This is a genomic window from Amycolatopsis anabasis (genome assembly GCF_009765355.1).
GTDB classification, from domain to species: Bacteria; Actinomycetota; Actinomycetes; order Mycobacteriales; family Pseudonocardiaceae; genus Amycolatopsis; species Amycolatopsis anabasis.
In genome coordinates, this window is sequence record NZ_VTHK01000040.1 from 45,361 (window position 1) to 68,713 (window position 23,353).

Annotated in this window: 18 protein-coding genes; 7 read left to right on the forward strand and 11 right to left on the reverse strand. The window is 71.1% G+C overall.

The window, feature by feature from the left end:
• The first annotated feature begins 8 nt into the window (after positions 1 to 8).
• The 3 genes from FXO23_RS36770 to FXO23_RS36780 are packed head-to-tail and all read left to right on the forward strand — an operon-like array spanning position 9 to position 5,604.
• Positions 9 to 326: a type VII secretion target gene (locus FXO23_RS36770; protein WP_158890972.1), complete on the forward strand. Its 318-nt coding sequence runs from the start codon at positions 9 to 11 to the stop codon at positions 324 to 326.
• A complete protein-coding gene (locus FXO23_RS36775; RefSeq protein WP_158890974.1) occupies positions 323 to 835 on the forward strand; it encodes a YbaB/EbfC family nucleoid-associated protein in 513 nt (170 codons plus the stop codon). Before FXO23_RS36770 ends, FXO23_RS36775 begins: the two co-directional genes overlap by 4 nt.
• Positions 829 to 5,604, forward strand: a complete 4,776-nt coding sequence (locus FXO23_RS36780; RefSeq protein WP_158890975.1) for a DUF6531 domain-containing protein — start codon at positions 829 to 831, stop codon at positions 5,602 to 5,604. The genes FXO23_RS36775 and FXO23_RS36780 overlap by 7 nt, the downstream gene beginning before the upstream one ends.
• Before the next feature lie 20 nt (positions 5,605 to 5,624).
• Here FXO23_RS36780 and FXO23_RS36785 read toward each other — a convergent pair whose 3' ends face one another.
• Both FXO23_RS36785 and FXO23_RS36790 read right to left on the reverse strand, forming a co-directional pair.
• Positions 5,625 to 6,158 carry a DUF1062 domain-containing protein gene (locus tag FXO23_RS36785; RefSeq protein WP_246258241.1) on the reverse strand — a complete coding sequence of 178 codons (534 nt, stop codon included), beginning with the start codon at positions 6,156 to 6,158 and terminating at the stop codon, positions 5,625 to 5,627.
• A gap of 214 nt (positions 6,159 to 6,372) precedes the next feature.
• Positions 6,373 to 9,105: a glycoside hydrolase family 2 protein gene (locus FXO23_RS36790; protein ID WP_158890979.1), complete on the reverse strand. Its 2,733-nt coding sequence runs from the start codon at positions 9,103 to 9,105 to the stop codon at positions 6,373 to 6,375.
• Between the two features lie 116 nt (positions 9,106 to 9,221).
• Between FXO23_RS36790 and FXO23_RS36795 the strand changes: the two genes are divergently transcribed.
• The gene (locus FXO23_RS36795) at positions 9,222 to 9,998 is read left to right on the forward strand and encodes a class I SAM-dependent methyltransferase (RefSeq protein WP_158890981.1); all 777 of its coding nucleotides are present in this window, start codon (positions 9,222 to 9,224) and stop codon (positions 9,996 to 9,998) included.
• Positions 9,999 to 10,090: 92 nt separating this feature from the next.
• Positions 10,091 to 11,278: a glycoside hydrolase family 64 protein gene (locus FXO23_RS36800; protein WP_425484940.1), complete on the forward strand. Its 1,188-nt coding sequence runs from the start codon at positions 10,091 to 10,093 to the stop codon at positions 11,276 to 11,278.
• Here the strand turns inward: FXO23_RS36800 and FXO23_RS36805 are convergent.
• Complete coding sequence (locus FXO23_RS36805) at positions 11,275 to 12,396, reverse strand: DICT sensory domain-containing protein (protein WP_158890983.1); 1,122 nt, start codon at positions 12,394 to 12,396, stop codon at positions 11,275 to 11,277. The two genes, FXO23_RS36800 and FXO23_RS36805, sit on opposite strands and share 4 nt — an antisense overlap.
• Positions 12,397 to 12,721: 325 nt before the next feature.
• Between FXO23_RS36805 and FXO23_RS36810 the strand changes: the two genes are divergently transcribed.
• A complete protein-coding gene (locus FXO23_RS36810; protein ID WP_158890985.1) occupies positions 12,722 to 13,561 on the forward strand; it encodes an SAM-dependent methyltransferase in 840 nt (279 codons plus the stop codon).
• 109 nt (positions 13,562 to 13,670) lie between these two features.
• Entirely contained in the window at positions 13,671 to 14,297 is a 627-nt protein-coding gene (locus tag FXO23_RS36815; protein WP_158890987.1) for an HNH endonuclease family protein, read from the forward strand.
• Between the two features lie 209 nt (positions 14,298 to 14,506).
• Here FXO23_RS36815 and FXO23_RS36820 read toward each other — a convergent pair whose 3' ends face one another.
• The 8 genes from FXO23_RS36820 to FXO23_RS36855 form a co-directional block, all read right to left on the reverse strand.
• Positions 14,507 to 15,535, reverse strand: coding sequence for a LuxR C-terminal-related transcriptional regulator (locus FXO23_RS36820; protein ID WP_158890989.1), 1,029 nt, complete (start codon positions 15,533 to 15,535; stop codon positions 14,507 to 14,509).
• Positions 15,536 to 15,615: 80 nt separating this feature from the next.
• Positions 15,616 to 16,587, reverse strand: coding sequence for an aldo/keto reductase (locus FXO23_RS36825; RefSeq protein WP_158890991.1), 972 nt, complete (start codon positions 16,585 to 16,587; stop codon positions 15,616 to 15,618).
• 11 nt (positions 16,588 to 16,598) lie between these two features.
• The gene (locus FXO23_RS36830) at positions 16,599 to 17,558 is read right to left on the reverse strand and encodes an alpha/beta hydrolase (protein WP_158890993.1); all 960 of its coding nucleotides are present in this window, start codon (positions 17,556 to 17,558) and stop codon (positions 16,599 to 16,601) included.
• An 11-nt stretch (positions 17,559 to 17,569) separates the two neighbouring features.
• Complete coding sequence (locus FXO23_RS36835) at positions 17,570 to 19,738, reverse strand: N,N-dimethylformamidase beta subunit family domain-containing protein (RefSeq protein WP_158890995.1); 2,169 nt, start codon at positions 19,736 to 19,738, stop codon at positions 17,570 to 17,572.
• Complete coding sequence (locus FXO23_RS36840) at positions 19,735 to 20,493, reverse strand: SDR family NAD(P)-dependent oxidoreductase (protein WP_158890997.1); 759 nt, start codon at positions 20,491 to 20,493, stop codon at positions 19,735 to 19,737. Before FXO23_RS36840 ends, FXO23_RS36835 begins: the two co-directional genes overlap by 4 nt.
• The gene (locus FXO23_RS36845) at positions 20,490 to 21,473 is read right to left on the reverse strand and encodes an acetylserotonin O-methyltransferase (RefSeq protein WP_246258242.1); all 984 of its coding nucleotides are present in this window, start codon (positions 21,471 to 21,473) and stop codon (positions 20,490 to 20,492) included. The genes FXO23_RS36840 and FXO23_RS36845 overlap by 4 nt, the downstream gene beginning before the upstream one ends.
• On the reverse strand, positions 21,470 to 22,591 hold the full coding sequence (locus tag FXO23_RS36850; RefSeq protein ID WP_179956978.1) for a zinc-binding dehydrogenase: 1,122 nt from the start codon (positions 22,589 to 22,591) through the stop codon (positions 21,470 to 21,472). Before FXO23_RS36850 ends, FXO23_RS36845 begins: the two co-directional genes overlap by 4 nt.
• On the reverse strand, positions 22,588 to 23,331 hold the full coding sequence (locus FXO23_RS36855; protein WP_158890999.1) for a dienelactone hydrolase family protein: 744 nt from the start codon (positions 23,329 to 23,331) through the stop codon (positions 22,588 to 22,590). Before FXO23_RS36855 ends, FXO23_RS36850 begins: the two co-directional genes overlap by 4 nt.
• Positions 23,332 to 23,353: the final 22 nt, after the last annotated feature.

A 23,353-nucleotide genomic window follows, 5' to 3' on the forward strand; every position in this document is an offset into this window, starting at 1 on the left:
GCCGAACCATGTCCGCCGACGCGTACGAGGTCACGCCGGAGGAGCTGCGGGCGCACGGCAGCCATCTCGACGGCCTGGTCGACCGGTTGCACACCGCGGCGTCCGCGGCCAAGACGGTGAGCATGGCCGACGACGCCTACGGGCTGCTCTGCGCCTTCCTGCCGCCGATCATCAACCCGATGGAGCAGAAGGCGCGGGAAGCGCTCGACGCGGCGGCGGAAGGCGTGTCCACCAACGCGGACGCGATCCGCTCGGCGGCGACCAGTTACGACAACGAGGAAAACACGAACAAGGCGCCCTTCGCGGCGGCAGAGGGACGGGTATGACGACGGCAGGCGGATTCGGCGACCTGATGCGCGATCCGGATCAGGCGGAAGCGCGCATCGACGCGTGGGCACAGCAGTTCGCCGACAAGGCCCAGCGCTACCAGGCCGTCCAGCAACGCACCGCGGAAATCCGGCTGACCTCGACCAGCCCGGACGGCGCGGTGCGGGTGACCGTGCGTTCCGACGGCAGTGTCACGGATCTGTCCTTCGGCGACCGCGCGCGCACCATTCCGCTCGAAGAACTCTCCGGCAAGATCCTGGACACCATGCGCCGCGCGCAGGCGGGCATCGCCGACCAGGTCGCCGAGGTGCTGGCCGAGCAGCTCGGCGACGAGGACCAGCAGACCCGGTCGCTGATGCTCGGCGAGCTGCGCTCGCGGTTCCCCGATCCGGACGCCGAGGAGGAACCGCCGGCCGAACCCGAGACCCCGGCCGCCGATCCGGGCACGCCTTCCGGCGCCACCCGGCCCCCCGCCGCCGAGGACGACGAGGAGAACAACCCGTGGTGAACCCGCTCGTCGCGGAGACCAAGGATTCCACCCAGTCGTATTCGGGTGTTTCGCTCCTGGAGTCGGCGAACGACCTCAAGTCCGCGATCGAAAGCGGCGACTGGGCCTCGGTCGCGCTCGGCGCGGTCGGCACCGCGCTCGACGCCCTGGGCGCCGCGATGGATCCCTTCGGAGCGATCCTCGCCGCGGGTGTCGGCTGGCTGATGGAGCACGTCGGCCCGTTGAAGGAGGCGCTCGACGGCCTGGCCGGTGATCCCGACCAGATCAAGGCGCACGCCGAGACGTGGAAGAACGTCGCCAAGGAGCTCGGCGAGGTCGGCACCGACCTCACGTCGATGACCAAGGCGGACACCGCGAACTGGACGGGCGCCGCGGGGGATGCCTACCGGGAGCGCTCGGCCGACACGGCGAACCTGATCACCGCGGCGCAGCAGGGCGCCGACGGCGCCTCCAGCGGGGTGCAGACCGCGGGCGAGGTCGTGGCCGCGGTGCGGACGCTGGTGCGCGACATCATCGCCGAGCTGGTCGGGCACCTGATCAGCTGGGCGCTGCAGGTGATCGCCACCCTCGGCATCGGCCTCGCCTGGGTCGTCCCGCAGGTGATCAGCGCGGTGGTCAAGACCGCGAGCCAGATCGCCAACATCACCAAGAAGCTGGTCAAGGCGCTCAAGGCCCTGGTGCCGCTGCTCAAACGAGCGGGTGACCTGTTCGCCGACGCCGGGAAGGCGCTGAAGAACCTCAAATCGGGCGCCCCCAAGCCGAACGGCAAGGTCAACGACCTGCCCAAGGGCCCGAAGGACGTCGACGTCCCCAAGGAAGGCAAGGGCGATTCGACCAAGGCGTCGTCGGCCGACCAGGGGCCGGAGGTCGGCCCGCCGCCCAGGATCGGCGACGGCAACGGGTCCCCGGGATCGCACGGCTCCCCCGACGCCACCCCGGGCGGTCCGCCCATTCCCAAGAGCCCGGGCGGCGGCGGCAAGCCCTCCGGGAACTCGAAGACGCCGCCGCCGAACGAGCGAAGCGGTCCCCGCGGCGACTCGACCCGCAAGGAAAACCGGTGGTGCGAGTCGGACCCGGTCGACGTGCTGACCGGCGAGGTCGTGGCGACCGAGACCGACCTGTCGCTGGCCGGGCGGCTCGGGCTGGTGCTGGAACGCACGCACGTGTCGTCGTACCGGGCGGGGCGCTGGTTCGGCGCGAACTGGTCGTCCACTGTGGACCAGCGGCTCGAGGTGGACGAGGAGAACGTGCGGTACTTCTCGGCCGACGGCATGACCCTGGTGTATCCCCTGGCCGCCGGGACGGCGCTGCCGCTGGAAGGCCCCCGGCTGTCCCTGACGCCGGTCGGGCCGGGTTACCGCCTCGACGATCCGCAGTTCGGGCAGAGCCTGTTCTTCGACCGGGTGGCGGGGTCGCGCCGGGGCGTCCTCCCCCTGGTCGCGGTGGAGAACGTCGAGGCCGACCGGATCGAGGTCGAGTACGACCGCTCGGGGGCCCCGTCCGCGCTGCGGCACGGTGACGGCCGGGTCGTCCGGCTGACCACCGACCGGGACCGGATCGTCGGGGTCGAGGTCGTCGGCGCGGGCGAAACCGTTCCGGTGGCGAAGTTCGGCTACGACGAGCGGGGACGCCTGGTCGAGGTCGTCAACTCCTCGGGGCAGGCCGCGCACTACGACTACGACGACGACGGCCGGATGACCGGCTGGCGCGACCGGACCGGCACCTGGTACCGGTACACGTACGACAACCACGGGCGCTGCGTCCGCACCCTCGGCCCCGACGGGTTCTTCAGCGGTTCCTTCGCCTACGACCGCGAACGCCTGATCACCGTCTACACCGATTCGCTCGGCGCCACCACCGAGTACCACTTCACCGAAGCGAAGCAGCTGACCCGCCGGGTCGATGCGCTCGGCAACGTCACGGCCTACGCCTGGGACCGCTACGACCGGCTGCTGGCCCGCACCGACGCGCTCGGGTCGACCACCTCGTTCGGCTACGACGAGCGGGGCGTGCTCGAGTCGGTGGTCCGGCCGGACGGTTCGGTGCTGCGCGTCACCGACGGCCCCGACGGCCTCACCGTCGAGGCGGACGCGGGCGACGGCACCGTGCTGACCCGGTTCTACCCGCGGGACGAGGCGCCGGACCCGTTCGAGGAACCGCTGGGGATCTCGGCGCCGTTCCGGTCCGACCGGATGACCGGGCAAGGCGGGCAGCCCGAAGAGCCGCGGGACCGGGACCTGTTCGGGCGGGCCCGGTCGGTGCTGAACCGGTCGCGGCAGCCGGTGGGGCTCGCCTGGACCGTCGAGGGGCGGGAACGGCAGCGCGTCCAGCCGTCCGGCGTGCGCGAGACCCGCCGGTACGACCCGGAGGGCAACGAGCTCGAGCACGTCAACGGCGCGGGTTTCGCGACGAAGCGCGAGTACGGGCCGTTCGGGCTGCTCACCGCGACGATCGACGAGTCGGGCGCGCGGACCGAGTACGCCTACGACACCGAACTGCGGCTGGTGGCGGTGACCAATCCGCTCGGGCTGCGGTGGACCTACCGCTACGACGCCGCCGGGCGGCTGGTCCAGGAGACGGACTTCGACGGCCGCACGCTGCGCTTCGCCTACGACCGCGCGGGGCGGCTCGTCTGGTCGTCGAACGGGGCCGGTGAGGAGACCGAGTACCGCCACGACGTGCTCGGCAACGTGATCGAGCGGCGCGGCGCCACCGGCACCACGCGCTACACCTACGACCCGCTCGGCCGCCTGTCGACCGCCTCCCTCGCCGATGTCGAACTCAGCATCGGCTACGACGCCGCCGGCGCCACCCTCAGCGAGTCCGTCGACGGCCGGACGCTGAGCTACACCCGCGACGCGGACGGCACCATCCGGCGGCGGACACCGTCCGGAGTGGACAGTGTGTGGACCCTCGACCCGGCGGGGGTGCCCGTTTCGCTCACCATCGCCGGGCACACCCTGCGCTTCGGGCACGACACCGGCGGGCGGGAGACCACCCGCACCGTCGACGGCCGCTTCACGATTTCCCACGAGTTCGACGCCGACGACAATCTGGTGGGCCAGTCCGTGCGCGGCACGGCACAGCCGTGGCAGCGCCGGTTCACCTACCGCCACGACGGCCTGCTCACCGGCATCGACGACCAGGCGGGGCCGACCCGGCTCGTGCTGGACGCCGTCGGCCGCGTCGTCGAACTGCACGCCCCGCGCGGGAGCGAGCACTACCGCTACGACCCCGCCGGCAACGTGGTGGACGCCCACGAGCCCGGGGCGGTGCCGAGCGCGGGTGCGCGCCGGTACGCGAACAACCGGCTGCTCGCGGCCGGCGCCGTCACCTTCGAGTACGACCAGCAGGGGCGCGTGACCGCCCGCCACGACCGCGGCCGGGTGTGGCGGTACGTGTGGGACGGGCACGACCGGCTGATCGCGCTCGCCACCCCCGAGGGCGACCAGTGGCACTACCGGTACGACCCGCTGGGCCGCCGCATCGCCAAGCAGCGCATGACCTCGTCGCCGTCGGGGGCGCGCGTGGTCGCCGAAACCCACGAGTTCACCTGGAGCGGCGCGGTGCTGGCCGAACAGGTGCGCACCGACGAGCACGGCACCCGCCACGTCACCACGTGGGAGTACGTTCCCGGGGACGACCGCCCGGTCGTCCAGGTGGAGCGCTCGTCCACTGTGGACGAACGGTTCTTCGTCATCGTCACCGACCTGCTCGGCAGGCCCACCGACCTGCTCGATCCCGCGGGATCGCTCGTCTGGCGCCAGAACGCGGGACTGTGGGGACGGGAAACCGGTCCGGCGGCCACCCCGCTGCGGTTCCCCGGTCAGTACGCCGACGCCGAATCGGGGCTGCACTACAACGTCTACCGCTACTACGATCCGGCCACCGGTCGTTACTTCAGCCAGGATCCCCTCGGGCTGGGCCCCGCGCCGAACCCGGTCGCCTACGTCGACAACCCGTTCGCCATGAGCGACCCGCTCGGCCTCGTCTGCGACAAGAAGAAAGGCAAGGGCAAGGCCACGCAGGACACCCCGGGCGGCGGCGGTGACGCCGGGAAGGTCCCCGGCGGCAGCAAGGGCGAGACGTCGGCGAGTTCGCACACCCATTCCCTCGGCACGCACGACGGGGTCGACGTGCAGGTGGACTCCCACCAGGGCAAGCACCAGCAGGGCAACTCGATCTTCGGCCTGCCCAAGTACACCGGCGGTTCCGGCACCAAGTTCCCGTCCTATGTCAACGGCGAGTGGCACGAGAAGTACTTCGCGCCGCAGGTGGCGAAGCAGACCAAGGAGGGCACGCCCGGCCGGATCGACGCCGACATCGCCCACAAGAAGTCCACTCTCGACGAACACGCCGAACGGCGTCAGGAACTCCAGTACGAGGGCCAGGCCAAGCAGCAAGAGCTCGTGGACGCCAAGAAGGAGCTCAAGAACGCGTCGCCCGAGAACAAGCAGGCCGCGCAGGAGCGGGTGGATGCCGTCACCCGGGAACGCGACGACCTCGCCAACCAGTACCAGGAAGCCAAGCGGGCGGAGCAGCAGGCGGCGCAGGAGCTGAAGGCGGCGGAAGACGCGCGCGCGAACCAAATCGTCAACGACTACAAGAAGGTTCCGCAGGAAGACGGCATCACCTACGACATCACCACCCAGTGGGACAGCGACAAGGGCCGCTGGCAATCGACTTACCACGCGAACCCGGCGGACGGCAACTGGGACAAGGAGTACGGCGCGAAACTCGGCAAGAAGCACGGACTGCCCACCAAGTGACCCCCCGGTCCGGGGAAGCCTCAACGCTTGAGCGTGAAGGTGAAGTCGCCGGAGAGCTTGCCGCTCAGCCGGACCGCCGACACGAGTTTCCCCTCCGTGAGCAGTCTCTCGACCTCGGCCCGCGGAAGGGCGCAACCTTCAGCGATCAGTCGCACCGGCCGGACCGGGATCCGCGCCGCGAAGCGGACCGAGACGTCGATCACCTCGCGGTCCAGGTGATCCGTTCCGCCGGTGTCGAGGCGCCAGGCGTCGTCCCAGTCGAGGGCGATGCGATTGCGGCGCCGCACGACCGGATCCTGGAGCAGCTCGGCTGCCAGGCCGGGATCGTTGTCATGCAGCCGGTCCAGCAGTTCGGGTCGTACGGAGCGCACGTTCACCCGCTCCAGGACCGTGAGCTTCGTGGTTTCCCCGCAAGCGGTACAGAGCGCGAGGAGCCAGGCGTCGATGAGCTTGTGGTTCGCGTTGACGCGGAATTTGCCGCTTGCCCGGAAGCGCTCGGAGGCGCACACGTGGCAGCGGCGGCGAACGAGCGGCAGGCAGGTGGGCACGACCACCCAGTTGTTGAGCACAGAAGTACACCGGTTTCCGTGAGAAGTCCGCAGCAAAAAGGAGCGCGGCGCAGAGGCGCGACGCGCGACAAATCAGCGCTCGGGAGATCTCACCGGATGTACAACGGCACGTCCTTGCCTGGGCGACTTGGTCCGGCAGCATGGTATTGGCGCACAGCGGCGCTGCTCCACCGGTTTTCGAGCGCCGGCCGGACCGGCCCTAGCGGACCGGCGCCGCGACCTCGCGTTGCGCGGCGTTCCAGCCGCTGATCTGGATGTGCGGCGTCGCGCCGCCGAGGTCGGCGAGGCGGTAGTCGGCGGTCAGCGTGATCTGCTCCCCCGGCCACAGCGTGACGTAGTTGTCGCTCCACAACGCGGGTGTGAGCTGCTCGCCGCCGGGTCCCTTGCGCAGGCTCGCGCGCAGGAAGAATCCCGCGGCCGAGGTGGCCGAGGTGTTCCGCAGCGTCACCTCGGTCCGCACCCGGTCGCCGCGGACCGTCGACCGGACGTCCGAAGTAGACACTTCGGCGGGCGGAAGATCCTGCAGGTTCCGCATGTCCGCGTAGGCCACGGCCGGGGAATGCCACCAGGTGGCCGCGTTGTGGTCCACCACGTCGTCCGTCGCGGACAGCGCGTAGACGTTGCGGTCGAGCACGGACCCGGTCGCGTCGCGCAGCACCAGCCGCAGGAAGTAGGCGCCGCTCACCCCGGCGGGCCGGGGCGTGGTGAACGCCCGGGCCGCCGCGTTGCCCGGCACCTTCGCCGGTCCGGTCGCCGTCGTGAGCACCCGCCCGGCCACGTCGAACTGGGTGGCCTCGACCGTGAGCCCGGCCCGCTCGGCGAGCCCGGTGTTGACCACCGCGACCGAATGGTCGTCGTAGGAGTACTGCACGTGGATCGGCCGCAGCGCGGTCTTGGTGCCGAAGTAGGAACCGCCGGTGCCCAGGGTGTGGTCGAACAGGTGCCAGTACAGGGTCGGCCACGCGTTGTTCAGCATCCAGTAGATGACCCCGGTCGACGGGTTCGCCGGATCGGTGAAGTCCCGGCCGTACGCCTCGAACTGCGCGCGGTTGGCCTCGTAGTTGGCGAGCTGGGCCTTGCGCAGGAAGTCCGCCCGGTCCCGCACCGGCCCGTACCGGTTCTCGATGGCGCGGCTGAAGTCGGTCAGCTTCGAGAAGACCTCCTTCTTCGCCAGGTGGTAGTGCGGCTGGTCCGGTTTACGCCAGAGGTCGTCGATCTCGGCGTCGGTGAGGAACTTCCGCAGGCTGTCGAGTTCCGGGATCGCCGGTCCCGGGCCGACCTCGGAGGCGAACCCGTAGTTCCCGCCGAGCCGCTTGTCGTACCAGTAGCTCGGCGGCTCCCACCAGTAGGGACCGTCCATCTTCATCCCGGCCTCGCCGAGCACCGGCGGTGGCGGCGTGCTCGCGGGGCGCCGCGCGGCCGAGGGCAGCACCGGCACCCGGAAGTCGGCCCGGGCGAACGCGTCCAGGTAGAGCTTCTCGATCTCGGCGGTCGCGTAGTTGTCGCTGCCGATGAAGAAACCCAGCACGCTCGGGCTGTTCACCAGCCGCCGCGCTTCGGCGAGCCCGGACGCGGCCGCGACGCGGGAGTCCTCCTCGGTCCACGGATGCGGTGCGTTCTTCTTCGCCCAGGCCTCCCATTTCGTGCAGCACTCCCAGCCGGGCAGCAGCATGATGCCGAGCCGGTCGGCCAGCTCGAGCAGTTCGCGGTCCTCCGCCTTTCCCTCCATGCGGATCGTGTTCAGCCCGAGGTCCCGGACGTAGGCCAGTTCATCGGCGAGACGGCCGGGCCGCGTCCGCAGGAACAGATCCGAAGCCCAGCCCCCGCCGCGCACCCCGAACGGTTTGCCGTTGACCAGGAAGCGGCGATATCCCTGCGGGGTGAGTTCGCTGCGCACATCGCGAATCCCGAACTTCCGGACGGCCCGATCGCTGATCCGCGTGCCCACGGTCGCGTCCAGCGACAGCTCGTACCGCGGCTGCCCGCCGAACTGCGCGGGCCACCACACCTTCGGCCGGTGCACCGTGAGCTGCGGGTATTCCGCCGGGGCGAACACCGCGGTCGCGGTCTGCCGGGGCGCCAGCGAAACCCGGCGCTGGAAGGAGATGCGGTCGATCCGGCCGCGCACGGTCGCGGTGACCGGCCGATCGGTGTTGTTGCGGAGTTCGGCCTTGACGGTCAGCGCGGCCCGGCCGAGCCCGGGGAGTTCGAGTTCGGGCAGCACGCGGGGATCGAGCACGGAAACCTCGTTCGCCGCGGCGAGTTCGACGTCCCGCCAGATGCCCATGTTGTTGTCCGGGGCGGGCGGGCTCCAGTCCAGGAAGCTCACCGTGAGGTCGCGGAACGGGTCCGCGGGACTCGCCTGGACGGCGAGCGCGTTGCGGCCGGGCCGCACCAGCGCGGTGACGTCGAACTCCTGCCGCGGGTACGCCCCGGCGACCTGGTCCGCACCGGCGAGTTTCGTGCCGTTGAACCAGATCTCGCCGCGGGCGATGACCCCGCCGTCGAAGCGCAGGAACAGGTGCCGGCCGGGGACCGGCGCGGCGACCACCTCCCGGCGGTACCACCACGGGACGGCGAAGTCCGCGGGGTCGACCGCGTCGCGCAGGTTCGTCGAGTAGTTCAGGTCCGGATACCGGCCCGCGGCGATCAGCCCGGCCATCACCGTGGACCGGGCCGGTACGCGCGGCCAGTCGCGGTCGGCGAACCCCGGCGTCGAGATCGCGTCTCCACCGGCGTTCAGTCCGGCCGACGACCGCAGCCGCCAGTCCGGCACGGCCGCGGCCTGCCCCGGCACCACGGGAGCCGCGAACGCGGGCTCCGGGCCACCGTTCGCCACCGCGGGCGGCGCCGGTGTGACGACCGCGAGACCGATCAGGACCACCAGCCACCGAACCCAGCGCCGCACCATGTCGACACTCTGCTCAGGCAAGATATTTTCCACAAGTGGCCGAATGGAGGAAACGATTGACGCCCACGGGGCGGTTGACCGACCCGCCATCCTGTAGCGATGAGCGAGTTCGATCGCCGGACAGAGCACTGATCGCCATGGCGGACGAAGCGGACGCGGGCAGGTACGGGCAGGCCTGGGCGGACATCTACGACGACTGGTTCGGCGATCTGGACGACACCGGACCGGCCGTCGAGGTCCTCGCCGAACTCGCCGCGGGCGGACCGGCGCTGGAGATCGGACCGGGCACCGGGCGGTTGACGATTCCCTTGGCGGAGCGCGGAATCGAGGTCACGGCCGTCGAATCCTCGGCGCGGATGGCCGAACGGCTGACCGGCAAGCTCACCGGCCAGCGGATCAGCGTGGTCGTCGCGGACGCGGCCACGATCGATCTCGGCCCGCATGCCCCGCCCGGCGGTTTCGCCCTCGCCTACCTCAGCTGCAACACGCTGTTCCAGCTGACCGAGCAGGAGGCGCAGCTGAACTGCGTCCGCGCGATCGGGCGCGTCCTCGCCCCGTCGGGCAGCCTGGTCGTGGAGGCTTCGGCACCCCACTGCGCCCTGCTCGCCGCCGGGAACAAGAACGACGTCCGCACGTACGAGGACGGGAGCGTCGCCATCACCACCACGCGTGCGGACGTCGCGACCCAGCGACTCGACACCACCGTCGTCCTGCTCGCCCGGGGACACCGGCGAGTGCTGCCCGTTCCCGAACGCTTCATCTGGCCCGCCGAACTCGACCTGATGGCTCGGCTGGCCGGATTGTCCCGGGCGCACCGCTGGTCGGGCTGGGAACGGGGGCCGTTCGGCGCGACGAGCACCGGCCACGTCTCGGTGTACGCCCGGGACCGGCGCGGCGACTGGGAACGGGAATGACAAAACACGTCAGGATCCACCGAATTTGTTGACGCCCTCGACAAACCCTCACTAACTTGCCCGAGCGTCAGCACCGGACGACCTCGGGAGGAATGGCAGTGATTTCCCGGCGATCCTTTCTCGGAGCTTCCGCGGTGGCGTTGACCAGCCCGTTCTGGGCCCGCGGACTGACCCCGGCGGCGGCCGCGGCCACGCCGGAAACCTTCAGACTGAGCTTCGACGACAAGTCCGGCGCGGAGACCGCGTTCGCCTACGTCACCGGCACCACCCCGGACGGCAAGCTGGTGCTGCTCAAGGCCGACGGAACGCCGTACCACCCCGCCTCGCCCGCGAAGGAAATGACTCCGCTGCCCGAGGATTGCGCCATTCCGTTGAGTTCCGGAAAGCAGTTCCCGGTGCCCAGGATGGCCGGCGCGCGGATCTACGTCAGCACCGGGGAAAAGCTCGACCTGTTCCTCAACCCGGGCCCGTCTCTGGTGCATCCGAGTTTCCTCAACTCCGGCGACGCGAACTACCGGAAGAACTGGACGTTCTGCGAGTTCACGTTCAACGACGCGCAACTGTTCGCGAACATCAGTTACGTCGATTTCGTCGCCACGCCGCTCGGCCTGCGCCTGACCACCACCTCGTCCGGCGAGCAGTCCGTACCGGGCCTGCCCGCGGGGTCCCTCGATCCGATCTGCGCCGAACTGAAGGCGCAGGGCGGGAGCTGGGGCGAGCTGATCCAGGCCGACGGCGGCCGCAACCTCCGGGCGGTGAGCCCGCACCACCGGGCCGACCGGTTCCAGGGCTACCTCGACGGCTACATCGACCAGGTGTGGAAGAAGTACGCCGGGCAGGACCTCATCGTCGATTCGCAGAACCCGGGCCTCGGGAAGTTCACCGGCCGCGTCGGCGGGGACGGCAAGCTGACCTTCGGCAACGGGGAGAGCTTCGGGAAACCGGTGACCGCGGACGTGTGGAGCTGCGACAGCGGCCCCTTCGCGATCCGCGACGGCGACTCGGACGCCCGCAAGAGCATCATTCCCCGGCTGGCCGCCGCGCTGAACCGGACCACGCTGCTGGACAACCCGAACCAGCCGACCGGCGAGGATCCGGCGAAGTTCTACCGCAACGACGTCACCAACCACTACGCCCGGATCGTGCACGCGAAACTGCCGGACAACCGGGGCTACGCGTTCCCGTACGACGACGTGTCGCCCGGCCCGGATTTCAGCGGCGCCGTGCAGGCGGGTGATCCGGAGGTCCTGACCGTCACCGTGAACGCGCTGCGCGCCTAGCGATCGGCCCCGAGGGTCAGTTCGCCGGAGATCTTCCCGGCGAACTGGTTCGCGTGCTGCGCGATCGCGGCCCGCAGCCGGTGCAGCGGCAGCGGCCGTTCGCGGGTGACCAGCCGGCTGATCCGGCCGGACAGGCCGACGAACGGCGGGCGATCGCGCATCGCGCGCAACCCCTTGACCACGCGGTCCCCGGTTTCGGCCAGGGTCGTCTCGGACACCGCGGGCTGCACCATGAGGAATTCGTTCTTCGTCAGCCGCACCGCCCGGTCCACCGGCCGCAGATCGGCGCGCAGGAGCCCGGCGACGTTGTGCTCGACGTGCAGGCCGATCCGCTGGCCGTGCTCCTCGGCCACCCGGCTCAGCTCCTCGATCCGGACCAGCGTCAGCCCGACCGGCAGGGTGCCGGGCGCCGTGCGGCCCAGCCAGGTCCGCAGCGAATCCAGCGTGTAGAGGCCGGTCGAGGGATCGCGCCGCTCACCGCGCTCGTGCTCGGTTCGTTCGTGCAGCCGGGCCGAATCCAGCTGGTGGCGAACGAGATTCTCGGCGAGATCGCGCATCGCGGCTTCGGCCCGCAGTTCGACCTCGACCGCGGGCGCGCCGTGCGCCCCGCCGAGCACCGCGTCGACGGCCGCGCGGACCGGCGGGGGCATCCGCTCGCCGAACGCGTCGCGCAGTCGCGCCGCCTCGGCGTAGGCCTCCTCCCGGCGGAATCCCCACCGGCCGTGGAACACGCGGCCGGGTTCCGGGGCGAGTTCCTGGCCCTCGACCTGGTCGAGATCCTGCGCGACCACGAATGCCCCGAACGCCCGCGTCAGCACGACCACCGACCATTCCCGGGCGAGTTCCTCGTCGGGGCGCAGCAGGATCGGGGTGACGCCCGGCGGCAGGTCCGGCCGCGTGCGTTCCACCACGCCCACCAGGGTCGCCTGGGCCCGCTGCGCGATCTCGGCGTAGACCTCGCGTTCCTTTTCGAAGTAGGGCAGCCGCTGGAAGAGCGCCATGACGACCGCCGGTTCGCCGGACCGCGTCATCGCGGCCCGCTCGACGGCATGCGATACCACCACGAGGAGCCGTTTGGTGAGCAATCCGGCACGGGCGGATGAATCCACGATGGTCATGCGGACTTCTCCCGGAAATAAGCATTGATCGCGGGCACAGGTAACCACACGGCATACATTTCCCAATCGGGTGACTCGAGTTTCGCCAATGTACGCATGATCAATTTCGGGACGCGCGAGCTTCCTCCCCCACGCGGGCGAGCGGACGCCCCTCCGGCGCCCCTGGCAGCGGCGAGCCACGACCACAATCACTCTTTCGGTGAATTCTTCCAGCGCCGCACTCCCCTATGCTTTGCGCACTCAGTGACGAAAACCGCGTGCGCCCACCGCTCGCTCAGCCATCCGGCTGGCGATCGATCCGCCACCCGACCCCGTGGAGCCCGGCTTGCCGAACAGTTTCATCGCTCCGCCCGAACGCCAGGTCGTCGAGATCGACACGGACAAGGCGAGCTTCGTCCGTCTCTACGACGCCTTCCTCGGCGGCAAGGACAACTACGCGGTGGACCGGGCGCTCTGCCGGCAGGTGACCGAACTGGCGGCGGAGGCTCCCGCGGCCATCCGGCAGTTGCACAACTGGCTGCTGCGCGCCCTGCGCTTCCTGGCCCGCGACGTCGGCCTCGACCAGTACCTGCACCTCGGCATCGGGCTCCCGCACCGGGAGAACACCCACCACATCGCCCAGCGCCTGCGGCCGGGCACCTCCGTCGTCTACGTGGACAGCGACCCGATGATCCTGGCGCAGGCCCGGGCGCTGCTCGCCGAGAACTACGGCGTGTACGTGGCCGAGGGAGACATCGCCGATCCGGTCGGGGTGCTCAGCGATCCTTCGGTCACCGATCACCTCGACTTCACCCGGCCGATCGGGGTGATCCTGCACAGCAGCATGCATTACATCCCGGACGCGGCCGGACCGCACGAGGCCGTGGCCCGGTACGTCGACGCGCTCGCGCCGGGTTCCTGCATCGCGTTGTCGCACCTGCACGACCCCGGCGACGGCGGCACGGCCGAGGAACTGGCCACCGAACTCGAGCGGCGGCTGTACCTGGCCACCGAACACGGCTGCCGGTTCCGCCGCCGCGAGGCCATCGAACGGTTCTTCGACGGCCTCGAGCTGTTCGACCCGGGTGTCGTCCCGGTGCGGGACTGGTGGCCGGAGGGCCCCCGCCTCGAGCCGCTGGCCGACGCCGACCGGATCATGGTCGGCGGGGTCGCCCGCAAGCCCTGACGGGCGTGATCGGAGAACTCCACCGACCCCTCGGTGTCGTTGCCGTTTTCCGTGCCGCTCGCGTGAGAGACTCCCCGCTGCCGGTCCGTCGCGAGCGAAACGAGGTTCGATGCCTTCTTGGGGGATCAGGGCGGCGCTGCTGAGCTGCGCGATCGTGGTGTCCGGGTGCGCGGTCTCGGGAGCCGAGGGGCCGCCCGCGGCACCGGGTTCCGGGGACGCCCAGCACCAGCTCGCCGAGCTGACCGTGGCGCCACGGGGATCCATGGCCGGCTACTCGCGGGAGAAGTACCCGCACTGGAGCGAACAGGGCCAGCACTGCAACACCCGCGAGACGGTGCTCAAACGCGATGGCAAGGATGTGCGCGCGGGTTCCGACTGCTCTCCCACGTCCGGCACGTGGACCAGCCCGTACGACGGGGAAACCTGGACCAAACCGTCCGATGTGGACATTGATCATATGGTCCCGCTCGCGCAGAGCTGGGTCAGCGGCGCGAGTTCGTGGCGCCAGGAACGCCGCCAGGAGTTCGCGAACGATCTGGTCCGGCCGCAGTTGCACGTGGTGACCGACAACGTGAACCAGGAGAAGTCGGACAAGGCGCCGGACCAGTGGAAACCCCCGCTGGTGTCGTACTGGTGCCGCTACGCGACCGACTGGATCCAGGTCAAGCACTACTACCGGCTGTCGATCACCGACGCCGAGAAGAAGGCGCTCACCGACATGCTCCGGCGCTGCTGAACCGAGCCGCTCCATTCCAGCCCCGCCGCCGCGAGTCGCACACTCAGGCACGCGAGTTACACGTTCGGGCACGCGAGTTGCACACTCAGGGACGCGAGTTGTCCGTGTGGGACCCCGCGAGGTGGTCCCGAGTGTGTAATTCGCTTGCCTGAGTGTGTATTTCACTTGCCCGAGCGTGAAACTCGGCGACGGGGATGCGGGGTGGGTGGTTATGGGGGCCAGGTGGTGTGGGCGCCTCGGGTCAGGCGGGGGAGGTCGCCCACGCCGCCACCGGGGCTCGGGCGGACCAGACCGGCGCGGACGGCGACGCCGGCGGCTTCGCCTCGAGAAGAACAGTCCAGTTTGGACAGCAGGCGTTCCACGTAGGTTTCCACGGTCCGGCGGCTGACCACGAGTTCGTCGGCGATCGCCTGGTTGCTCAGGCCGGCGACGATGCCGGTGGCGACTTCGACTTCGCGGCCGGTGAGGCCCAGTTCGTTGGCGAACGGGGTGCTGGCCACCACCACCCCGGTCCGGTTGGTGTCCACGATGTGCAGCAGCATCGCTCGATGCCACCCGATATCACCCGGCCACAGGAAAGCCAGCGAGCCCACCGAAAGCCGCCGGAAGGCCACCGCCAGTTCGACGATCCGGGGATCATCGGCGAGCGGGCTGGGGTGGCGGCCGGTGAGCGCGAGCGGTTCCCCGCCGGGCACGATCCGGCTCGCCGTCCATTCGGGGCCGAACCACGCGTCCAGCGGCGGGCAGCGCAACGGGTCCACCCGGCGGGCGAGCGCGGGGCCCACCTGGGCGACGAACTCCCGCGCCTCTTCGTCGAACGCCCGCCGCACCGGGGCGTTCAGGTGCAGCATGCCGACCCGGCGGCCGTCCGCTCGTAGCGTCGCCGACAACCCGTCCTCGAACCCCGCGGGCCGCAACATTTCCCGGTAATGCGGCGACGCCCGGAAATGTTGCGGCATATCGTCCATCAGCAACGGTTTTCGCGACGCGAACAGCTGCACGCCCCACCGGGTCCGCGGCAGCCCCTCGGCCAGGTCCTGCGAGATCGACCTCCGGTAGCCGCGTTCGGCGACCACCACGAACCGGCGCGCGATCGGGTCCCAGCCGGTCACCTGCACCGCGCAGATCTCCGGGATCGCGTCGGCCAGTGCCGCGAACATCTCCTCCCATTCGACCTCGGCGGCGGTGCCCATGGCGTAACCGATCCGCACAGCGGCGGCCACGCTCGAAGGCTCCATCGCCGCTCCTCAGGGCATCCGCTGACACCGAGCAATTAATGGACTCGTGAACCTACCTCCCTACTAGAAAGTGGTCAAGGTCACCGGACACCGCTGGGATCCACCACCTCGCGGTCCAGCCACAAATCCGCCACGGCAGCACGGATTTCCTCGCCACTACGCTCGAGTAGGTTCAGCGCGCCAATGTTTTCCTCCACCTGGGCCAACCGGCTGGCGCCGAACAGCACCGTCGTCGTGGTCGGATGACCGAGGCAGAACGCGATCGCCAGCTGCGCGGGCGTGGCGTCGAACGACTTCGCGATCTCGCCGAGTTTCCTTGCCGCATCAGCGATTCCGCCCCGGATACCGCCCGGGTCCTTGCCGATCATCCGGTCCGGCCGGAGGTTTCCGGCGAGCATGCCGCCCTCCAGGACATCCGATGCCTCCAGCGTGATCCCGGTTTCGGCGACCAGTTTCCGGAACGGCTCACCGTCCGCAATGGACCGGCGGACCACGCTGTACTTGAGCTGGGCCAACTGCGGCCCGGGCACCCCCGCCGCCTCCGCCGCGAGGTACGCCGCGCGAATGTCGGCGCACGACCAGTTGTTCACGCCCCACCCGCCCAGCCTGCCCTCGTCGATCAGCGCGGCGAGGTCGCGGACCAGGCGCGGGAAATCTGGTCGCGAATCCACGATGTCACCGAGAATCGCGAAATCGGCGCGGTCGACACCCACTCGGAGGAACAACTCGTCCAATTGTTCGCCGAAGGATTGGTCCGGATAGTTGTTCACCCACAACTTCGCCGAGAGCAGGAAGTCCGCACGGGCGAGCCCGGCCGCCTGCACGATCCGGCCGAAGAGCACATCGGTGAACGACTCCGGCACCGGTGTGCCGTCGATCGAGAACCCGCCGTAGTACCCGACGTCGAAGAAGTTGATCCCGTGGTCGACCGCGTACCGGATCATCGCCACGGCGTCGGCGAACCGCATGCGGTCGTAGGTGTGCCAGGACCCCAGGGACAGCACGGACACGTCCGGGCCCCGGGTGCCGATCCTGCGGTGCGGAACCTGCATGTTCCTTCCCTTCACGTGGTTTGCGGGACGTGCCGCACGCCGAACGCCCGGCACAGCGCGGCGGCCGCGCGGTCGTGCGCGACCGTCGCGATGCTGAGCTGATCGGTGAGCAGCGCGAAGAAACCGTGGATCTGCCCGTCGTAGCGCACGAGTTCGCAGGGCACCCCGGCCGACAGCAGCCGGTGCGCGTACTCCTCGCCCTCGTCGCGCAACGGGTCGTACTCGGCGGTCAGCACGAGTGCGGGTGGCAGCCCGGTGAGATCGGGCGCCAGCAGCGGCGCGAGGTACGGGTCCCGCAAGTCGGCGGGTTCGCGCGGGTACTGCTGGAAGAACCAGTCCATACTGGCTCGGCTCAGGAAGTAGCCCTCGCCGAAGTCCCGATAGGACGGTCGTTCGTCGCTCGGCGGCGCGGTCACCGGCGAGGCCAGCAACTGCAACGCGAGCGCGGGCCCGTTCTGGTCGCGCGCCATCAGCGCCGCCACGGTCGCGAGGTTGCCCCCCGCGCTCTCCCCGCCCACCGCGATCCGGCGCGGGTCCACGCCGAGTTCGCTGCCGTGCGCGGCGACCCAGCACACCGCGGCATAGGCGTCCTCGGCGGCCGCCGGGAACCGGTGTTCGGGAGCCAGCCGGTAGTCCACCGAGACCACGACCGCGCCCGCCCGGCGGCACAGCGCCCGGCAGGTGGCCTCGTTCTCGTCCAGCGAGCCGATCACCCAGCCACCGCCGTGGAACCACACCAGCGCGGGAAACGGTCCCGCGCCCGCGGGCTGGTAGACCCGGATCCACAGTTCCCCGCCCGGTCCCGGAATCGCCTGCTCGAACCGGTTCCCGACCGGCTCGGCATTGTCCGGCAGCCGCCAGGTCCGCGCGAACTGCTCGCGCATTTCCGCCGGGGTCAACTCGCCCGGTTCCATCGCCCCGGCCGCCGCACTGGCGGCGATCACCGCCTGCGCTTCAGGATGCAGCACCATCGAAGCCCCTCTCATTCGCAGAACCAGCGCAGGACGTTCGCGGTCACCCGCGACACGTCGTTGTCGTCCCCGTTGTGCGACAAGGCCCCGCACCAGCCGATCGAACCGGTGGCGAACACCGTGCCCCCGCCCGCGGTCTCCAGCAGGGTCAGATCGGCGCGGCGGTGGTCGACCGGATCGGCGTGCGGATGCGGGAACGCCGGACCGGTGTGGGCGGACATGTACTGCTCGCCGAGCATCGCCCGCCCGAGCAGCCGGACGTCCGGTGGCGACCCCAGCAGCGGATCGACCCCGTCGGTCTCGAAGGACGCGGCGCCGTCCAGCACCGAGCCGAAGGGACCGAGCGGGGAGGCGACGTCCACCCCGGCGAAGATCCGTTCGGACACCCCGTCCCCGGCGCCGATCAGGAGCGTGTAGGACGTGCCGGTGGTCATCCCGGCGGCGGTCGAACCGATCCCGAACAACCGGTGCGCCGACCGGCCCCGTTCGGCCCACAGCCCGCCCGGTTCCCCGGTGCACGCCAGGTGCCCCTCCCCCGGTTCGCTTTCCCAGGTCCGCACGCCCGAGTACCCGCGACGCAGTTCGGCCGCGTGGCGGCGCGCCGGATCGATCGCGGTGACCCAGTACGCGCCGTTGCCCCCGAGGTAACCGAACTTCCCGCCCCTGTCGAGATGCGTGGCGACCGCGTCCAGCATCGCACCGGTCCAGTACTCCGGATGGCTCCCGGTGATCACCGCGTGGTACCCGGCCAGCGCCTCGGCGCCCTCGGCGTCGAGATCGTGATCGGTGAGCACGTCGAACGCGAATCCCCGCCGCTCCAGCCAGCCGATCAGCGCCACGTCCTCGCTGTACTGGTGCGGTCCGCTGACGTACCGGAAGAGGTGGTCGTCGCGCATGCCCAGCAGCGGGCGCAGCGCGGACACCGCGCACACCCCGCTGCCGTCGGCGTGCCGGTCGTACAGGCTGTGCAAGTTGTTGTCCCGGGCGAACTTCGCCGCCACCTCCCGGGGATCCTCCGGCCGGACCGGCTGCCGCAGGTGGTCGAGCGCGTAGGCGAGGTAGCTCAGCGTCGGCACGAGCAGCAGCAGCGGCGCCCGGGCGGCGTCCGGCCGGGGCCGCACGAAGAACGGCACCCGGTCCACACCGTCCTCAGTGGACAGTTCGACCGCGTAGCATCCGGGGTCCAGGCGCGGCGGCAGATCGAGTTCGAGCACCGGCGCCCAGCCCGCGTCCCCCAGGTCGTCGGCGTGGAAGTGGACGGCGCCGTAGCCCCGGTCGGCGTACCGCCAGTCCAGCACGTCCCCGGTCCAGTCGTGCCCGGTGACCGCGCGTGTCGGCAGGTTGTGCAACCACCCGTGGTGCCCGTCGGCCACGTCCACCAGGCGATCCCCGCCGATGTCGTGCGCGAGATCCCACCACGCGCGGGCGCCGAGCCCGGCCGGGGACACCTGCCCGGTGGCCAGTTCCCGGAGTTCCCCGGTGGTCAGCGGCCGGTCGAAGACGACCGGGCCGTCCAGCTTCCCGTCCAGGTTGCCGGTGATCTCGCCGGCAGCGTCCCGGAAGGCGGCGAGCAGCAGCGGCGGGCCGCCCGGCCGGAGGTCCCCGCCGGGCGGGATCAGGTACTCGCGCGGCCCGCCTTCGGAGGCGAGCGGATCCCGCGGCCGGATCGTCAGCCGGGCGCCCTCGCCCGGGTCGTAGCAGCCCGCCAGGAAGTACCAGCGGCGCGGATGCGGGGCGAAGTCGGACCGCACCGACACCACCCGCTCGGCGGTGCGCACCTCGAACGCGATCCGCCCGTCGGCGAGCACGGACAGTCCCGCGAACGGGCCGTTCGCGGGGTCGCCCTGGGTCAGGATCCCGGCGCGGTCGGCGGGACGTGCCGTCGGCCAGAACCACACCGCGAAGGTGACCGCACCGGTCAGTTCCGGTGGCCTGGCCACCAGGCCGTACGAACCGAGGTCCAGGGACTGCCGGGGAACCTCGACCCGCGCCGGGGCCCCGATGTCGACCGGCGTGCGGACCGGTTCGGTTCCGTCGTGGGAGATCCGCAGGATCCGCACGGCGGCGTCGGGCGTGGTGGCGCTGGCCGAAACCGCGATCCGCTCCCCCGGCCGCGCGGAGAACCGGTCGGTGTAGCCGGCGACCGGCGCGGTGCGGTGGTCCACCGGGCGCCGGGTCATCGCGCACCGCCCAGCGACTGCCCGCCGTCCACCGGGATCACCGCACCGGTGAGGTGGCGGGCCTGGTCCGAGGCGAGCAGCAGCACCAGGGCCACCAGGTCGGCGGGGGACGCGATCCGGGCGAGCGGGATCTTCGCGAGCCATTCCGCCCGCGCCACCGGATCGGCGAGCGCCTGCCGGGTGAACGGGGTGTCGACCGGCCCCGGCGCGATCGCGTTCACCCGGATCCCGAACTCGGCCAGTTCCAGCGCCGCGGACCGGGTCAGCGCGTTCACCGCGGCCTTCGTGGCCTCGTAGTGCCCGAGCCCGACGGTCGGCTGGAGCGCGCCCACCGAACTGATGTTCACGATCGCGCCCCCGGACCCGTGGTCGATCATCGCGTTGGCCACGGCCTGGGTCACCAGGAACGTGCCCGCCACGTTGACCTGCCACACGGCGGTGAACGCGGCCAGCGGCAGCGACCGCAGCGGCCCCGCGCCACCGACCACCCCGGCGCTGTTCACCAGCACCCGGATCGGCCCGAGCCCGGCCGCCGCCGCGACCGCGGCCGCCACCGAGTCCGGTTCGCGCACGTCGAGTTCGACGCCGAGCCCGCCGATCCGGTCGGCCGTCGCGCGCGCCCCGGCGCCGTTCAGATCGGCGACCACGACCCGTGCCCCGGCCCCGGCCAGCACGGTGGCCACCGCCTCGCCGATACCGCCGGCCCCACCGGTCACCAGCGCGACCTGCCCGTCGTACTCCGTCAGGACACTCATGCTGCCTCGGCGATGACCACGCGCGGGCTGCCCGGCAGCGCGCGGGTTTCCAGCCAGCGCCAGCCGGTTTCCGCCAGCCAGTCCCGCACCTCGGACTCCGGGTACACCACGGTCCCGTCCACCACCAGGTACTCCCCCGCGAACAACGCGTCCAGGCGGCGGCCCTCGGCCGGTTCGAGCAGGAAATCCAGTACCAGCAACCGAGCGCCCGCCTCGGCGACCTCGCGGGCCTTGCCGAGGATGACGCGGTTCTCCCCGGCGTGGTAGCGGTGGACGACGTGCTCGAGCAGCACCACGTCGTAGCGTCCGGGCACCGGATCGGTGAGCACGTCGAGGTCGTGGAACTCGATGCGGTCGCGGAGTTCCGGCGAAGCCGCGTTCCGGGCGGCGTCGAGCAGATCCCCGGTCGCCGCGAACACGCCACCGAGCCCGGGGTGACGCGCGACGGCCTCGGTGAGGAACGCGGGCGTCAGCCCGGCCAGGTCGAGCATCCGCCGGTGCCGACCGAAGTCGTAGTGCTCGGCGAGCAGCAACGCGTGCAGCGAGTTGTAGGTCTGCACGCCACCGAGGAACACGTCCATCCGGTCGCCGTCGAGCGCGAACGGGGCGGGCCCGGCGCTGCGCGCGGAGTCCGCATAGGACTCCCAGTGCGGGTAGCTCAGCTGGTCCCAGAAGGTCAGGAACCGCCGCAGATCCGGGCCTTCGCCCCGCCCGCTCAGGTACGCGGCGGCCGCCTCCGAGTTCCGGTATCGGCCGTCCGCCCAGGTGAGCAGGCGCAGCCCGACCATCGCGTCGGCCAGGATGCGGGCGGACCGCTCGGGCAGCCCGGTCCGTTCGGCGAGTTCACCGGCGGTGACCGGCTCGTCCTCGATCGCGGCGAACAAGCCGACCTCGGCGGCGGTGAACAACTGCTTCGCGGCCATGAATCCGGTCGCCGCGTGCAGGATCGGCGCGGGGTTGGCGGCAGCACTCTCGTTCAACAAAGCTCCTCGGTTCCGAAGGCGATGACCGGTTTGATCGCGGTCATCGCGGCCATGCCCGCCAAAGCGCTGGTCGCGGCGGCCAGCTCGATCGGCGGGGCGAACATCGCGTTCCAGTCGAAGCGGTCGCGGTTCCCCGCGAGGAACCGCAACGCGCGGTCCAAATCGGACACGTCCCCGTTCAGCGAGCCGAGCACGCGCAGCTCGCGCCCCATCACCACGCCCGGCGGGACGGCGACGGCGTCCGGACCGGCCAGGCCGACCACCACATGCGTGCCGCGCTGACCGCACATCAGCACGCCCTCGTAGTTGGTCGTCGGCGAACCGGCGAAGTCGAACACCAGATCGGCGCCGCGCGCACCGGTCAGCTCGGCGACCCGGGCCACCCGGTCGTCCGGATCGGGCACCTCCTCGACCGAGACCACTTCGTCCGCGCCCCACCGGCGGGCGAGCGCGAGCCGGTCGTCCGGGGCGCCGAGCGTGATGACCAGCCCGGCGCCGGAAGCCCGGGCCAGCGCGGTGCCGAACAGGCCGAGCGGACCCGCGCCCTGCACGACCACGGTCGCCCCGGGCGGCACACCACCGGCCCGGTCGAACGCGCGCACCACGGTCTTGCCCGCGCAGCCCGCCGCGGCGGCCCAGGTGGCCGGAACGTCGTCGGGCACCACCAGCCGCGCCGACCCCGGCGAGACCCAGCAGTACTCGGTGAGGCCGCCGGTGACGTACGGCGCCCGGTCCGCGCGCTGGCGGAACCCGTAGCCGCGGTCGGCGCACAACACCGGTTCCCGCAGCACCGCGCAGCCGTGGCAGCGCCCGCAGGCCGATTCCGACCAGACCAGCCGGGTGCCGAGCTCGACCGGGCGGCCGAGGGCGTCGGTGTCCGCACCCGCGCCGAGCGCCACGACCCGGCCGGTCATCTCGTGCCCGAGCACGATCGGCAGCTCCACGAACGGCATCCCGCCCTGCCACAGGTGCGCGTCGGTGCCGCACAGCGTGGTCCGCTCCAGCCGGACCAGGGCCGCACCGGGGTCCGGCCGGGGCGGCAGGGGAAGGTCCTCCAGCACCAGCGGTTTCCGGTACGCGCGCAGCACCGCCGCGCGGGTGGTCTCCGGGATCATGCGCGGGCCCCGGAATGGGCGGCGATGAAGTCGAGCACCTGTTTCCAGGCGTGGGCGCAGGTCTCGGCGTGTTCGGCGAACTCGCCGTCGAAGAACGAATGCGGGGCGCGGTCGTAGAGCACGAACCGGTGCTGGACACCGGCCGCGGTCAGCTCGGTGTGGAACCGTTGCGCGTCCTCGGCCGGGGTGAGCGCGTCCGCGCCCGCGGCCAGCACGAGCAGCGGGGCCCGCATCTCCGGGATGAAGTCCCGGCATTCGTCCGGGCGGCCGTAGCAGCCGATCACCCCGGCCAGCCGATCGTCCACAGCGGACTGCGCCCAGGACATCGCGCCGCCCAGGCAGAACCCGACGGTGAACACCGAGCCACCGGCCGCGCACAGGTGGCTGACCGCCGCACGGATGTCAGCGGCCGAGTGTTCCGGCCGCAACCGCTGAACGTGGGCGAACCCGTCGAAATCCGGCCCGCGCTCGTCGTCGAGTGCCGTGCGGCCGTAGTAGTCGATCGCCAGCGCGGTGACCCCCGCTTCGGCGAACCGGCGGGCCAGATCCCGGTAGAACTCGTGCAGTCCCCGGACATCGGGCAGCAACACCACCGCCGCGCCGGACGGCTCCGCCGGAACCGCGCGGTAGGCGAGCACGCGGTTGCCGTCCGCGGCACGCAGTTCGAGTTCGCCGGACTCGGCCACCGCACCCGGGGTCCCCGGTGGCGCGGGCGGCCGGGATTCCTCACCATGACACATGTCTGTCCTTTCCGGACTCTCG